15 protein-coding genes are annotated in these 13,270 nt (G+C 71.1%); 2 read left to right on the top strand and 13 right to left on the bottom strand.

Going from position 1 to position 13,270, the window contains the following annotated elements:
* Window positions 1-75: 75 nt before the first annotated feature.
* Window positions 76-402: a ferredoxin gene (gene fdxA / locus OG241_RS37345; RefSeq protein ID WP_006375731.1), complete on the bottom strand. Its 327-nt coding sequence runs from the start codon at window positions 400-402 to the stop codon at window positions 76-78.
* A gap of 141 nt (window positions 403-543) precedes the next feature.
* On the opposite strand from fdxA, the gene OG241_RS37340 reads away from it, so the two are divergent.
* Window positions 544-1,545 carry a GNAT family N-acetyltransferase gene (locus OG241_RS37340; protein ID WP_405821834.1) on the top strand — a complete coding sequence of 334 codons (1,002 nt, stop codon included), beginning with the start codon at window positions 544-546 and terminating at the stop codon, window positions 1,543-1,545.
* Between the two features lie 16 nt (window positions 1,546-1,561).
* Complete coding sequence (locus OG241_RS37335; protein WP_405821832.1) at window positions 1,562-2,425, top strand: tetratricopeptide repeat protein; 864 nt, start codon at window positions 1,562-1,564, stop codon at window positions 2,423-2,425.
* A gap of 116 nt (window positions 2,426-2,541) precedes the next feature.
* Here OG241_RS37335 and OG241_RS37330 read toward each other — a convergent pair whose 3' ends face one another.
* The 12 genes from OG241_RS37330 to OG241_RS37275 all read right to left on the bottom strand — a co-directional run bounded on the left by OG241_RS37330 (window position 2,542) and on the right by OG241_RS37275 (window position 13,147).
* Window positions 2,542-3,159, bottom strand: coding sequence for a DNA-binding response regulator (locus OG241_RS37330; protein ID WP_405821830.1), 618 nt, complete (start codon window positions 3,157-3,159; stop codon window positions 2,542-2,544).
* A complete protein-coding gene (locus tag OG241_RS37325) occupies window positions 3,156-4,328 on the bottom strand; it encodes a sensor histidine kinase (RefSeq protein ID WP_405821828.1) in 1,173 nt (390 codons plus the stop codon). Before OG241_RS37325 ends, OG241_RS37330 begins: the two co-directional genes overlap by 4 nt.
* A complete protein-coding gene (locus OG241_RS37320; protein ID WP_405821826.1) occupies window positions 4,325-5,065 on the bottom strand; it encodes an ABC transporter permease in 741 nt (246 codons plus the stop codon). The genes OG241_RS37325 and OG241_RS37320 overlap by 4 nt, the downstream gene beginning before the upstream one ends.
* Window positions 5,062-6,000 carry an ABC transporter ATP-binding protein gene (locus tag OG241_RS37315; protein ID WP_405821824.1) on the bottom strand — a complete coding sequence of 313 codons (939 nt, stop codon included), beginning with the start codon at window positions 5,998-6,000 and terminating at the stop codon, window positions 5,062-5,064. Before OG241_RS37315 ends, OG241_RS37320 begins: the two co-directional genes overlap by 4 nt.
* Window positions 6,001-6,165: 165 nt before the next feature.
* Complete coding sequence (locus OG241_RS37310) at window positions 6,166-8,679, bottom strand: hypothetical protein (RefSeq protein WP_405821822.1); 2,514 nt, start codon at window positions 8,677-8,679, stop codon at window positions 6,166-6,168.
* A 156-nt stretch (window positions 8,680-8,835) separates the two neighbouring features.
* Complete coding sequence (locus tag OG241_RS37305) at window positions 8,836-9,228, bottom strand: DUF6113 family protein (RefSeq protein ID WP_405826651.1); 393 nt, start codon at window positions 9,226-9,228, stop codon at window positions 8,836-8,838.
* Between the two features lie 113 nt (window positions 9,229-9,341).
* Window positions 9,342-10,226 (bottom strand): N-acetyl-1-D-myo-inositol-2-amino-2-deoxy-alpha-D-glucopyranoside deacetylase, encoded by an 885-nt coding sequence (gene mshB / locus OG241_RS37300; protein WP_405821820.1) that lies wholly within the window; start codon window positions 10,224-10,226, stop codon window positions 9,342-9,344.
* A 149-nt stretch (window positions 10,227-10,375) separates the two neighbouring features.
* Complete coding sequence (locus tag OG241_RS37295; RefSeq protein ID WP_405821818.1) at window positions 10,376-10,681, bottom strand: type II toxin-antitoxin system PemK/MazF family toxin; 306 nt, start codon at window positions 10,679-10,681, stop codon at window positions 10,376-10,378.
* Window positions 10,678-10,881 carry a toxin-antitoxin system HicB family antitoxin gene (locus OG241_RS37290; protein WP_307626395.1) on the bottom strand — a complete coding sequence of 68 codons (204 nt, stop codon included), beginning with the start codon at window positions 10,879-10,881 and terminating at the stop codon, window positions 10,678-10,680. Before OG241_RS37290 ends, OG241_RS37295 begins: the two co-directional genes overlap by 4 nt.
* Window positions 10,882-11,009: 128 nt before the next feature.
* A complete protein-coding gene (locus OG241_RS37285; RefSeq protein ID WP_405821816.1) occupies window positions 11,010-11,627 on the bottom strand; it encodes a Uma2 family endonuclease in 618 nt (205 codons plus the stop codon).
* A 95-nt stretch (window positions 11,628-11,722) separates the two neighbouring features.
* Window positions 11,723-12,070, bottom strand: coding sequence for a hypothetical protein (locus OG241_RS37280; protein ID WP_405821814.1), 348 nt, complete (start codon window positions 12,068-12,070; stop codon window positions 11,723-11,725).
* 78 nt (window positions 12,071-12,148) lie between these two features.
* Window positions 12,149-13,147 (bottom strand): helix-turn-helix domain-containing protein, encoded by a 999-nt coding sequence (locus OG241_RS37275; protein WP_405821812.1) that lies wholly within the window; start codon window positions 13,145-13,147, stop codon window positions 12,149-12,151.
* Window positions 13,148-13,270 lie beyond the last annotated feature (123 nt).

Raw genomic sequence — 13,270 nt, 5'->3', positions numbered from 1 at the left:
TCCCGTACGGCGATCACATGGTGGGAGTGATCAGGCCGTACGGGACCGAGGCGGCGCAGGTTCTGCGGGCCGCTCTCAGCCGGTCTGGTTCTGCGGCGGCAGCGCGGCGATGAAGGGGTGATCGCGCTCGATCAGTCCCAGCTTGCTGGCGCCACCGGGCGAGCCGAGCTCGTCGAAGTACTCGACGTTCGCCTTGTAGTAGTCCTTCCACTCCTCCGGAGTGTCGTCCTCGTAGAAGATGGCCTCGACCGGGCAGACCGGCTCACAGGCCCCGCAGTCGACACATTCGTCCGGGTGGATGTACAAGGACCGGGAGCCCTCGTAGATGCAGTCGACCGGGCACTCTTCAATGCACGCCTTGTCCTTGACGTCGACACAAGGCTGCGCGATGACGTAGGTCACGCTGTCGTTCCTCCTCGATAGGGCGCTGGCGAGCCGTCTTCAGGCTCCGCCACCTGGCGCGCGGGAGCGCGGCGTCGTCGATGCCCGCACCTAGTATCTCCGTTCCCGGGCATGATCCATACAGGAGGGGTGAACTGACCTGTGGAAATCTCCGCGGCAGGCCGGCTCGAGGTCCGTATTACCACTGCTGACGTGGGCAAACGTGTCTCTGTTCGACGGCTGAACGAAGAAGCTCCCGGTAACGAGAAGTTCACCGACACGGTCGGTGTTCTCACATCATGGGACGAAGACGCCGGTGTGCTTCTGATCACACGGCGGAACGGGGAGCGTGTTCGGGTCGCGGAAACGTCCCTGGTGGCGGGCAAGGTCGTCCCGGCGGCCCCCGCCCGTCGCCGCGGTCCCGCCGCCTCGTACGAGGAGCTGGCGCGGGTCTCCGCGCGGGCCTGGCAGCCGGTGGAGAGCGAGCGGCTGGGCGAGTGGGAGCTGCGGGCCGCCTCCGGGTTCACCCGGCGGGCCAACTCGGTGCTGCCGGTCGGCGACCCCGGCCTGCCGCTCGACGAGGCGCTGGAGACCGTACGGCGCTGGTACGGCGAGCGCGGCCTGCCCGCCTACGTCCAGACCGCCACCGGCGCCGAGGGAACGCAGGAGCTGCTCTGCGCCGAGCTGGAGGAGCGCGGGTGGACGCGTGAGGTGACGGCCGAGCTGTGGGTCGGGGGGCTGGCGCCCGTCGCCGATCTCGGCACCGGCGCGGCGGAGGTCGTGCTGTCGCGGGAGGCCGACGAGGCATGGCTCGCGCGGTACCAGCGCAAGGGCGTGAGTGACGTGGCCCTGGCGGTGCTCGGGAGCGGGCCTTCGGTGTGGTTCGCGACCGTGCCGGGGGGTGAGGGTGAGGCTCCGGCCGCCATCGGGCGGTGTGTCGTGGACGGGCGCTGGGCCGGGTTCGCCGCCGTCGAGGTGGATCCCGGCAGGCGTCGGCAGGGGCTGGCCTCGGCTGTCATGGCCGCGCTGGCCGAGCGGGCGCTGACGGAGGGGGCGTCGGCCGCCTGGCTCCAGGTGGAGGCCGACAACGCGGGGGCGCGGGCCCTCTACGCCGGGATGGGGTTCGCGGCGCATCACTCCTACCATCACTATCGATCGGCGTGAGAGGGCAGGGACTGTCATGCGTTTCCCTCATCCACCGCCGTACCCTCCGGAGCCCGAACGGTCCGCCGAGCTGCGGCAGCTGTTCGCCGACGAGGCCAGGTCCGGGCGGCCCGACCTGACGACGCTGTGTCTGCTGATGGGCTCGGTCGCGGACCGGGCGCTCGACGAGGCCGGCGTGGACGCCGTGCACATGGAACTCGACCGGCTGGCCGGGCAGTTGCCGTTCCGGCCGGGCGGCCCGCGAGCCTGGGCGAGCGCCCTGCACGAACTGCTGGGCGAGCGCCACGGGTACCGGGGCGGCCCCGCCGACTACCAGCGGCTGGAGTCCTCGCTGCTGCACGAAGTGCTGGTGCGGCGGCGGGGGTTGCCGATTCTGCTGTCCGTGCTGTGGATGGAGGTCGCCCGGCGGGCGGGGGCTCCGGTGCACGGGGTCGCGCTGCCCGGTCACTTCGTCGTGGGGTTCGGGCCGGTCGACGAGCAGGTGCTCGCCGATCCCTTCGACGGAGGGCGGGTGCTGAGCGGGAGCGACGCGGAGTTGCTGGTGGCGGGGGCCACGGGGGAGGCGTTGGAACCGTCGATGCTGATGCCCGCGGATCCGCTGGAGGTGATGCTGCGGGTGCTGAACAACGTACGGGTGTGGGGAGCGGCGCGGCCGGAGCGGTCGGAAGTGTCCTTGTGGGCCGTGGAGTTGGCGTTGCTACTGCCTTCGCATCCGGCCCGGCTGCGGTACGAGCGGGCTCAGTTGCTGGTGCGGCGAGGGGAGTTCGTGGCGGGGGCGGCCGAGCTTGAGGGGTACGCGGAGATTGTGTCCACGTTCGATCCGCCTGCGGCGGAGCGGATGCGGGGGCAGGCCCGAGCGGCTCGGGCGCGGCTGAACTGAGGTTGTGTTTCGGGTGCGGGTGCGTTGTGGCTGGTCGCGCAGTTCCCCGCGCCCCTAAGTACGTGCCCCGCAGCCCTCGTTGGTGGGTGATCCGGCCTTCATGGCAGCGGAAAGACCTACAGCCAGCCCTTCTCTCTCGCTATCCGGACCGCTTCCGTTCTGTTTCTCGCCGTCAGTTTCTGGATGGCGGTGGAGAGGTAGTTGCGGACCGTGCCCTGGGAGAGGTGCAGGATCTTCGCCAGCTCGGCGTTCGTCGCGCCGTCCGCCGCCGCTCGCAGCACCTCGCGTTCGCGGTCCGTCAGCGGGTTGGCGCCGTCCGCCAGTGCGGCTGCCGCCAGGGTCGGGTCGATGACGCGCTCCCCGGCCAGCACCTTGCGTACCGCTGCCGCGAGTTGGGCGGCGGGGGCGTCCTTGACCAGAAAGGCGTCCGCCCCGGCCTCCATGGCGGCACGGAGGTAGCCGGGGCGCCCGAAGGTGGTGAGGACGACCAGCTTCAGGGACGGGAACTCCCGGTGGAGCTGGGCCGCCGCCTCGATGCCGGTCGCGCCCGGCATCTCGATGTCGAGGAGGGCCACGTCCAGGTCGGCGTGGGCACGGGCGGCCGACAACACCTCGTCGCCGCGCGCCACTTGGGTCACGACCTCGATGTCGGGCTCCAGGCCGAGCAGCGCGGCCAGCGCCTCGCGGACCATCGACTGGTCCTCCGCCAACAGGACCTTGATCATGCGGGTCATGAAGCGGATCCTATGTCCGCCGCGGCGGACGCGGTGCCCGTCGGCACCCTGGCCACCAGGCGGAAGCCGCGTTTCGTGCGGGACGTCTCCAGGGAGCCGTCCGCCTTCTCCAGGCGTTCCGCGAGGCCGGTGAGACCGTTGCCGGGGGTGCCGGTCGAGCCACCGCCCGAGCCGTCGTCCTCGACGGACAGTTCGAGCACCGGCCCGTCCAGGGTCTGCCGGCTCAGCACCTCCACCGTGCAGCGCCGGGCCCCGCTGTGCCGTACGACGTTCGTCACCGCCTCGCGCAGCGCCCAGGCGAGGGCGGCCTCCGCGTCCTCGTCGACGTCGGCCGGAACCGGGTCGGTGGGCAGCGCGGCCGTGATGCCCGCAGCCGTCAACGCGACCTGCGCGCCCGCCAGTTCACCGGCCAGCCGGGGGCGACGGTAGCCGCTGACCGCCTCGCGCACGTCGACCAGGGCCTGGCGGCTCACCTGCTCGATGTCGGCCACCTGCTGGGCCGCCTTCTCGGGGTGGGCGGGGAGCATCCGGCCCGCCAGTTCGCTCTTCAGCGTGATCAGGGAGAGGGAGTGGCCCAGCAGATCGTGCAGGTCCCTCGCCAGCCGGAGCCGTTCCTCGTTCGCCGCCAGCTGGGCGACCGTGACCCGGGCCTCCCTCAACTCGATCGACGTGCGCACGAGTTGCCGTACGCCCGCCATGGCGGCGCCGCCCAGCAGGGCCGGGACGATGAGGCCGGCCAGAAAGGAGTGGCCGCCGGGGACCACCAGCGCGACCGCCGTCATCAGGGCCGCGTTGGCGGCGATCGCCCAGCGGGACAGCCGGAGCGGCAGGGCGGCGCCGGACGAGGTGGACACGTACACGAACAGGACCAGCCACTCGCGGCCCAGACAGAGGGCCATGACGGTCGACTGGACCGCGAGGAGCGCCAGACACGCCACCACCAGGCGGGTCGTCTCGCCTCGGCCCGTTCGGAAGACCATGGCCGCGTACCAGGCGACGAAGGCCACCAGCCCCAGCCAGCCGAGGACTTGTGCGCCCGTGCTGTGGCCGCCGTGGAGGAGGTCGCTTGCCGGGGCGGCCAGGTAGGCCAGCCAGACCCCGATCCACAGGGACTTCATCACCCGCGTCCTACGGGTCGTCGGGCGCTGTCCGATGCCGATGCTGCTCACGCCTTCAGCGTGTCCTTCCGGTACAGCCAGGCCGCGCCGCCCGCGAAGAGGACGAACGAGACGGCCAGGATCGCCACGTCCTTCACCTGTGGGGCGTCGCCCAGCTCGATGGACCGTCCCAGGGCAGCGTACGCGTGCGTGGGCAGCCACTTCGCGATGTCCTGCAGCCAGTCGGGGAAGGTGGTCGTCGGCATCCACAGGCCGCCGAGCATGGAGAGGCCGAAGTAGACGATCATCGTGATCGGGCGGACCGCGTCCCCGCTCGCCAGATAGCCGATGGCCACCCCGAGCGCGGCGAAGACCAGGCTGCCGACCCAGATCGCCCCGGTGAGCGCCAGCCACTTCCAGGCGTCCAGGCGTACGTCCTTCACGGCCGCCGCGACGACGAAGACGATCACGATCGACGGGAGGCTGATCACGGCCGCGCTCGCCGTCTTCGCCAGCACATAGCCCCGCCCCGGCAGCGGGGTGAGCCGCAACTGCCGTACCCAGCCGCTCTCGCGCTCCTTGGCGATGCGCTCGCTGTTGCCCATCAGGACGGCCGTCAGGGCGCCGAAGGAGGCCATGGAGACCATGAAGAAGGTCGGCAGGTTGAGATCGGTGCCCGTCACCTTGGTGGTGCTGTCCGCGCTGCCCGCGATCAGCAGGAACAGCGCGGAGGGGTAGATCACCGAGAAGAACAGGAACTTGCGGTTGCGCAGGGCCCGGGTGATCTCGAGTCGGATGAGGTCGTTCATGCTGTGCGCGCCTCCTCGGCTGCGGCGGTGAGGGTGACGAACGCCTGCTCAAGGCCCAGGCCGGCCACTTCGAGGTTGCGCGGGTAGAGGCCGAGCCCGTACACGGCGTGGACGGTCGCGTCGGCGTCGGAGGACTGGATGCGGACGGTCTGCCCCGACACGTCGAGCGAGGTGAGGAAGGGCAGAGTCCGCAGTACCGCCTCGTCCACCGGGGTCTCCGGGTTCTCCGAGGCCTCCAGGTCGAAGGAGATCCGGCGCGCGCCCGCCTTCGCCTTGATCTCGGCGGCCGTGCCGTCGGCCAGCAGCCGGCCCCGGTGCAGGACGAGCACGCGGTCCGCTATCGCGTCCGCCTCCTCCAGGTAGTGGGTGGCGAACAGGACCGTACGGCCCTGGTCCGCCTGCTCGCGCATGGTCGCCCAGAAGGCCTGGCGGGCGGTGACGTCCATGCCGGTCGTGGGCTCGTCCAGGACGATCAGGGCGCTGTCCCCGGCCGTGGCGAGCGCGAACCGGACGCGCTGCTCCTGGCCGCCGGACAGCTTGTTGACCTTGCGGTCGGCGAGCTGGGTGATCCCGGCCCGGGAGAGGACCTCGCCGACCGGGAAGGGGCGCGGATGCAGGGCGCAGACCAGCGACACGAGTTCGCGGACGGTGACCTCGTCCATCAGGCCGCCGCTCTGGAGCATGGCGCCGACGTGCCCGCCGACGATGGCCTCCCTGGGGCTCCTGCCGAGGACGCGGACGGTGCCGCTGTCGGGCTGCTTGAGGCCGAGGAGCAGGTCGAGGGTGGTCGACTTGCCGGCGCCGTTGGGGCCCAGGAGGGCCACGGTCTCGCCGGGCCGGAGGGTGAGCGCGAGCCCGTCGACGGCCCGTACCTCGCCGTAGCTCTTCGTGACCTGGTCGAACTCGACCACGGTGGTGGTTTCCATGAGGTCCATCGTGGCCGCGGGCCCGGTCCGCCCGGCAGTGCCGGGGGTCCTGACTCGCGAATGACAGATGTCATGTACGAGGGGCGCGGCCCCGCGCCCGTCTAGGGGCGCGGGGAACTGCGCGACCAGCCCCCACCGGGCCGCGGCAGAAGAACCGCGTACCGGGCGGTGCTGTTACGTGGGGTTCGTCTCGATGACCCCGACCCGATTACTGCTGCTGACCAGCGCGGGGCGCATCGCGCCGATCACGTCCTCGACGGTGACCGGGGTCTTGTTGCCGTTGCCACGGGCGATGAGGACCTGGTCGAAGGTGGCGCCGTACAGCTCCTTGAGCGCGACCTTGTCGTACGCCTCGACGAGCTTGCCGTTGATCGGCTTCACCTGGAGGAACTTCCACAGGGAGTTCTTCGGGCTGAACTCCACCTCCGGCGCGCCGGTTTCCACGCGGACGGTGACGTTGGCGGACATCGCCGGGGTGGCGAACTCCTTCATCATGCGGTCGACCTCGGCGTTCGAGATCGTCGGCTCCTGCGTCTTGGTGGGAACCTGGATCGGCGTGCTCGTGCCGCTCTCCACCTGGCTGCGGTAGGCGTTCTCGACCGACTCGGCGGCCGCGGCGGCGTCGATGCCCTTGCCCGGCTTGCCGTAGACGGCGACGGCCTTGCCGGACACGAACTTGATCGTGCCGTCGCTCGCCGAGCCGGATCCGCCGGCCACCCGCTGGAGTGCGGCGGCGAGCTTCTCCTCGTCGACCGGCATGACGGGTTCCACGACCCTCTGCTGCCCGAAGAGCGACCCGACCACCGACACCGGGTTGTAGTCGCTGACGGCCGCCGCCCGGACCGTGGCCTGGGTGTCGAACTGGAGCCCCGCCTGGTCCGGCCTGAGCTCGACCGTCCTGCCGTCGACGGACAGCTTCAGCGGCTGGTTCATCCGCTTGTCGAAGGCGTCGTCGAGCTTCTTGACGGCGTCGTCACGGGTGCCGCCGCCGATGTCGACGCCGAACACGGTGGTGCCCTTGGGCACGTCGGAGTGGTTCATCAGCAGTCCGGCACCGTAGGCGCCACCGGCGACGAGGAAGACGGCGGCGAAGAGCAGCGTCAGCTTGCTGCGGCCCTTCTTCTTCGCCTTCTTCTTGCCCTTGGGAGCGGCAGCGGCGGGCACACTCGGCGACACCGGCTCGGGCAGCTTCGGCGGGGTGTGCGGAAGCGGTCCGTCGGAGTGCGTACCCGGCCCGAACGGGGAGTTCCGGGTGTCGGTCGGGACGACGGGCATGCCGCTGGTGAGGGTGGAGCTGGAGATGTTGTCGACGGAGCCGCCGTAGCCGCCCCCGCCCAGGTCGGGGGCGTGCTTCTGCGGGGTCAGGATCGCGGTGTCGTCACTGAGCCCACCGGCGAGCCGGCCCGTGCCGGAGACACTGGCGGCGGAGGGGTTGCCCACGACGGGCGGGACGACCGGACCATCCCCGGTGACAGGACCACCGGTCGGACCGGCGGGACCGCGCCGACCCGGACCACCGGGCCCACCGAAGCCGTTCTGCCCGTTCGGGCTGTTCTGGCCGTTCTGACTGTTCGGGCCGTTCTGGCTGCCGAAGTCACCGAAGTCGTTGGGCGCGGTGAAGTCGTTGGGCGCCGTGAAGTCGTTCTGGGCGGAGAAGTCGTGCTGGGGACCGAATCCACCGGCCTGCCCACCGAAACCGCCCTGCCCGTTCGGTCCGGCTTGGCCGTTGGGGCCGCCCTGACCGTTGGCACCACCCGGACCACCCTGAACGCCCGGACCACCCTGCCCGCCCTGCCCGTTGTCCGAGAAGAACGGCAGGTCGTCGCGTCGCGGTTCACCACGGCCGTCGAGCGTCCCGGCTCCGGCGCCCGGACCACCCGGGTTACGGGGGTTGCCGCCCGGCGGGTAGGAAGACGCGCCCGCGGGGCCCGCGCCGACCGCCAGCGCCCCGGTCACGTCGAAGGAACCGGTGCCGCCACTGTGCCCAGGAGCCACGGGACCGGCGCCTGTGGCACCGCCGAGTCCGGCACCCTTCGTACCGCCACCGCTGCTGGGACCGCCGGCGGCGCGGGGGCCGCCCGCGTTGCCCGCGGCGCCCATGACGCCCAGTCCGGGGCGCGAAGAGCCGGTGGAACCGCCGCTGTTGGGACTGCCGGGGCGTGAAGCGCCCGCCGGTCCCGTGCCGTTGGGGCCGCCGGGGCGGGGGCCCGCCGGTGCGGGGCCCGAAGCGCCGGGCATACCCGCCCCGTTGCTCGCGCCGCCACCCGGACCACTCGCGGGCGCGCCGGACTTGCGCGGCGCGAACCAGTCGCTGGTCTTGTCCCCGGGCTGGCCCGGGGCTTCGGCGGAGGGCTCCGCGACACCGTTGGACGGGGGCGCGTCCGGCGTTCTGCCGTCGCCTCCCGTCCGGGGCCGCGCATGGGTCCCGGTGGACTCGGAGGACTCAGTGTCCGCGACGGGCGTCCGCATGACGACAGGCGGAATCGGCCGGGATCCGGGGATGTTGATCCGGATCCGGGTCGTCAGCGTGGTCTCGGTCTTGGGCCCGTCCGGCTCCGCGGCCGAACGGCCCGCGTCCGCACCGCCGTCGGACGCCATGGGCGTGCCGTACGGCGGTGTCCCCGAGGGGTAGGCGGCACCTCCGCGCCCGTTGGGCCCGGAGGACGGACTGTCAGTTTCACGACTCAAGGCAGGTTCTCCCGGTTGGCTCCGCCGCCCGACGCGACCTCACGCGGACAGCTCGGCGGCGCGCACCACCATACTGGCCACGTCTGGCGCGTATCCCACGACCGCCGGAGAAACCATCACTGGACCCCCACGCGGTTGCGGCGGCGAAGTAGTACGTCACTTGCCAAGTCGGACGGCGGGACCGTCCGGTTGCCGCGCCCGGGCGAGCGTGGCACACATCACAGCGACAGCCATACCGCCGAGAAGGAAGAGGTACGAGCCGACTCCTGCGGCGAACAGGAAGTCCCCTTCCGGGCGGCTGGCGGTGAGCAGGACGACGGCGACCATCCAGCCGGCCGCGGGCGCGACCGCCCCGGCGCGGGTACCGACGGCACGCGCCCCGCCGAGGAACAGCCCGGCCGATCCGCCCAGCGCGAGCAGCAGCCCGCCCGGGAACCACGCGCCCTGGACGAGCGCCCCGGCGGCCCCCACAACGGCCCCGAGGACGAAGAGCCCCAGGAAGCCCACCGCACGCCCCGCAGAGGGCGCCACGAGCGGCTGGGCCAGCAGGCTCCCGCCATCTCCCCCGGCGCCCGGCCCCGCTCCCGCTCCGGCCTTTCCGCGCGCTTTGCCCGCGGGGATCTTCCCGTTAGCACTGTTCGCACTATTCGAACTGTTCGCACTCATCGCACACCGGCCTCGGTGCCCGGGTCGGACACCCCGTCGAAGAGATCCGTCTCACGAACCGAACCCTGTTCGCCTCGCTCCCCCCGCACCAGTTCGTAGTACTCGTCCACGAAGAGCGGCTGGGCCTGCTGGTTGGAGAGGGCGAACCAGGGCTCGGCCACCTCGATCTGCGTCGCGTGGGCGCGCATCGCGGCAGCCTTCGCGGCGGCGTACGCGGTGCCCTCGACGGCTGCGGTGATGCGCTCCTCGTCCACGACACCCGGTACGTCGTCGATCACCCCGGCCTTGACGAAGGGCAGCTCGGGCAGCGCCTCCCGGAGACGGGCGAAGCCCTCCTCGGCAACCGGGCGGGGCACCCGGTTCCAGTACACCTTGGCCACACTCCAGCCGGCCTCGGCGGCCAGCTCCACCGCGCGCATGGCGACGCGGTGGGCCTGGATGTGGTCGGGGTGGCCGTAGCCGCCGTCAGGGTCGTAGGTCACGACGACCTGCGGCCGGACCTCGAGAATCACCTCGACGAGGTACCCGGCCGCCTCGTCGACGTCCGCCTGCCAGAAGCAGCCGGGGTCGTCGTTGTCGGCGAGCCCCATCATCCCGGAGTCCCCGTATCGGCCCGGCCCGCCGAGGAGCCGGTGATCGGCGACACCGAGGGCACGCATCGCCGCCGCCAGCTCCCCCAGCCGGTACTCGCCGAGGGCGGCCCCGGTGAGATGCGCGAGCTCGGGCGGAATGACCTCACCAAGCTCACCGAGGGTGCAGGTGACGAGGGTCACCCGGGCCCCCTCGGCCGCGTACCGGGCCATGGTCGCGCCGTTGTTGATCGACTCGTCGTCCGGGTGCGCGTGCACCAGGAGAAGACGCCGGTCGGGCAGTTCGGTCATGGGGTCACTTTACGAGGCGCAGTGGGCGGGGCCGATGTCGCCTGCCTGGCGGCCGCTCCGAATACCCGGTCTCGGTAAGCGGCGCCGTGGAGAGCGTCGTTCGTCATACCGGGCATCGGATCGCGCGCTGTCGCATTGGGCCCAGGGCCCTACAGGTCGAGAACGGAGCGAACGGCACGCTCGATGCGCTCCAGCGTCTCGGGCGGCACCGCGCCCAACTGCTTGGCGTTCTCGAAGCGCCGGGCGGCGTACTGGGTGATGTTCACGGGAACTGCGACCGCTTGCACCGGATCGGTGATTGACACGGAGACCAGCGTGTCCGGGTAGGCGCCTGCTGGATGCAGGAGCAGACACACAGCTGCCTGGAACTTCGCATTCACCTCGTCGATGGAAAGCACCACGACCGTACGAGTAGCCTCGCCGACCGGAACTTCCCAGACAGAGCCTCGCTTCAACGGATGTCCCCCGCCGGATCGTCGTCACCGGTGTCGACCAGCAGCGCACCCTCACTGTCCACAGCGGCCAGCGCCTCCCGCAGTGTCTGCTCGCGCAGAGTGCGGACCATGTAGGCGTTCAGCGAAAGCCCCGCGTCAGCTGCGGCCTTGCGTACTTCGACGTCGAGATCATCCGGTATGCGAACCGTGAATACGCTCATGCCACCACTTTAGTCGTCGCATCGTGCACCGTGAAGGCGATTCCGGTGACGTCTGATCGGCAGTCGCGGCAGTAGACCGAGGTCCGGCCGGCCCCCGGTCTACTGCTGCGCAGCGGACATCTGTGCCTTCAGGACTCGCGCCCCGGGGATTCCTCGTCGCGGTAGCGCGGCAGGCCGGTCGTCGGGACAGTCCAGTCGGCGATGGTGACGTCCTCGCCGTAGACGAAGTCCTTGCGGGTGGCGTAGCGGGGGCCGCCGGGAGCGGGGTGGATGTCGGTGAGAACGGCGCCGGTTCCGGTGCGGGGGTCAAAGATCGCGTAGGCGGGGATGCCGATCAGGGGATAGTCGCGCGTCTTGCCGAGCCAGTCGTTGGCCGGGTTCGAGCTGGATACGACTTCGATCGCGGCGATGAGAGTACGTGGGTCGAACGCCCCCTTGCCCTCCATGCCCGCCTCGGCGATCAGCATGACGTCGGGATGGCGCATGATGCCCTCGGATTCGTCCTCCACGTCCGGGGTCCCGGTGTGGGCGACGAGCCCTTCCGGCATGACCTGCTCAAGCCGTCTCCGCAGACGCGCCACAGTCAGTTCGTGGGGGCCATTGGGCCGCAGCAGGTCGTGGACGATCCCTTCCTTGGTGACCTCGAACTTCCCGGGAAGCGTGTCGTCCATCGTCTGAACGAAGTCCCGCATGGTCCGGTACACGTGGGAAGCAGTGCGCTGTGCTCCGTCTGGGCCGGTGGTCATCGCACTCGTTCCTCATCATGTTCATCGCGCCGAGGCAATCGGCCGGGCAAGTACGAGCAGCATCCTCCGAGCCAATGGCGGACTCCCCTTCCAGCTCACTCGCGAGCTGTCTTCATGGCCTCGTCCAGGACAGAACTCAGTTCCCGCAGGGCTTCTCGAGCGGTGACCGGATCCTCGTGCTCCAGATGGTTCTTCGCCTGCGAGTAGCGGGCGGCCAGACCGGGTCGGCGCGCGATTTCGATGTTCCTCGCCCAGGTCAGGAGCCAGCTCTGCACGGGGCTCAGGGACTGCCACTCCACCGCCTTGGCGAAGGCCTCGTCCTTCTGGGCCTGTATCTCCTCCAGACGTCCCGGTGCGACGGCCGCGAGGGCCGCGCGCAGAGCGTCGGGGGTGTGCTGGGGACGGGGGATCAGCTCGGGTCCGTCGTCGGACCGGGTGCTCATCGTGTCCTCCTGGGGATGACCATGGCGAGACCCTGAAGTCTTTCGTGTGGGGAAGGCGATGACGCGCGCCGATGGGCGTCAGGCGGCCATGGGAACGGCGACTCGGCAGTCCCGGCAGCGACCCGGCCCCGGCGCACGGAAGGCACGCTCGCAGCCGTCGCAGGTCTGCAACGGGCTCCGGACGGCCGGTGCCGGGGCCACCGGTGCGCGGTACGGCGCCGGGGGTGGCAGCTGGGCGGTGAGGCGGTGGGCCAGGAAGGCGGCCGGGCGGCGCATGCCCTCGGGTGGCAGGTCACGGGTCAGCGCGTGCCGTACGGCGGTCGGGCTGACGTCGCGCTCCAGCCAGGCGGCGACGCCGGGCGCGAGGTGGGCCGTGTCGCAGACGGACAGCAGCATGTCGGGGTCGAGACGACGGAGGCCGGCGAGAAGCTCGGTGGCGGCCTGGAGGAGGCCCGGCCCCTTGTACGCGGGCTGCGGTACGGCGGGGAGAGGCTTGCGCGGCGCGCGCTTCTCCGACGGGCCGGGGGCAGCGACGGTGGGGTGCGCGGGTCGGGCGGAAGGTTCGGGGGTGGGGTCCTGGTCGGCAAGAGGTCCCGGCTCGGGATCCGGATCGGGCTGCGGCTGCGGCTGCGGCTCGGTACGGAGAACGGTGGCGCGATCGGCGTGGCTCCCGGCATGACGTCCGGGCTGGTTGCAGGAGGTCGTACGGGTGACCATCCGACCGTCCGGGACGCGTTCGCGGCATCGGCGCAGGTAGCCGTGGGTCTCCAGCTCGCGCAGGGAGGCGGCGATACGGCCCGCCCCCTCCGGGAACCTCTTCGCGAGGGTCTTGATGTCGACGGACGCACCGGCAGGCAGCGACTGGATGTGTACGGCCAGCCCGATGGCGAGCAGCGACAGCTCGGGGTGCTGGGCGAGATGGTTGCCGATCACCGTGAAGCGGGTGGTGTGGCGGGTGTTGTCGTGGACAACTCCGGAGACGCTGGAGACGTTGGAACTGGATCGCCGGTGGGGGCGGTTGTTGCCCGAGCCACGGGCTTCGGGATGCGGGGGCACGCTAAGGTTTTTGGTATCCATCGGGAAGCTTCTTCTTCCTTGGTGGTCAGGCCCTCGCATTGGGATGCCAGTCCCGGCGAGGGCCGTCGTATGTCTGCGGATGTCTGTGATGTCGGTGGTGGTGCTGCGCTGAGCGTAGGGCAG

Source organism: Streptomyces sp. NBC_01390 (assembly GCF_045040105.1).
In the GTDB taxonomy this organism is placed as follows: domain Bacteria; phylum Actinomycetota; class Actinomycetes; order Streptomycetales; family Streptomycetaceae; genus Streptomyces.
Note: the sequence above shows the minus strand (reverse complement) of the source record. Positions and strands in the feature narration are given on the sequence as shown.

What these genes read in the sequence shown, in the direction of transcription:
- OG241_RS37285 (WP_405821816.1), bottom strand. Translation starts at nt 11,627, where the DNA reads ATGACCACCGGCCCAGACGGAGCACAGCGCACTGCTTCCCACGTGTAC.
- OG241_RS37335 (WP_405821832.1), top strand. Translation starts at nt 1,562, where the DNA reads ATGCGTTTCCCTCATCCACCGCCGTACCCTCCGGAGCCCGAACGGTCC.
- mshB (WP_405821820.1), bottom strand. Translation starts at nt 10,226, where the DNA reads ATGACCGAACTGCCCGACCGGCGTCTTCTCCTGGTGCACGCGCACCCG.
- OG241_RS37280 (WP_405821814.1), bottom strand. Translation starts at nt 12,070, where the DNA reads ATGAGCACCCGGTCCGACGACGGACCCGAGCTGATCCCCCGTCCCCAG.
- OG241_RS37320 (WP_405821826.1), bottom strand. Translation starts at nt 5,065, where the DNA reads ATGAACGACCTCATCCGACTCGAGATCACCCGGGCCCTGCGCAACCGC.
- OG241_RS37290 (WP_307626395.1), bottom strand. Translation starts at nt 10,881, where the DNA reads ATGAGCGTATTCACGGTTCGCATACCGGATGATCTCGACGTCGAAGTA.
- OG241_RS37330 (WP_405821830.1), bottom strand. Translation starts at nt 3,159, where the DNA reads ATGACCCGCATGATCAAGGTCCTGTTGGCGGAGGACCAGTCGATGGTC.
- OG241_RS37315 (WP_405821824.1), bottom strand. Translation starts at nt 6,000, where the DNA reads ATGGACCTCATGGAAACCACCACCGTGGTCGAGTTCGACCAGGTCACG.
- OG241_RS37275 (WP_405821812.1), bottom strand. Translation starts at nt 13,147, where the DNA reads ATGGATACCAAAAACCTTAGCGTGCCCCCGCATCCCGAAGCCCGTGGC.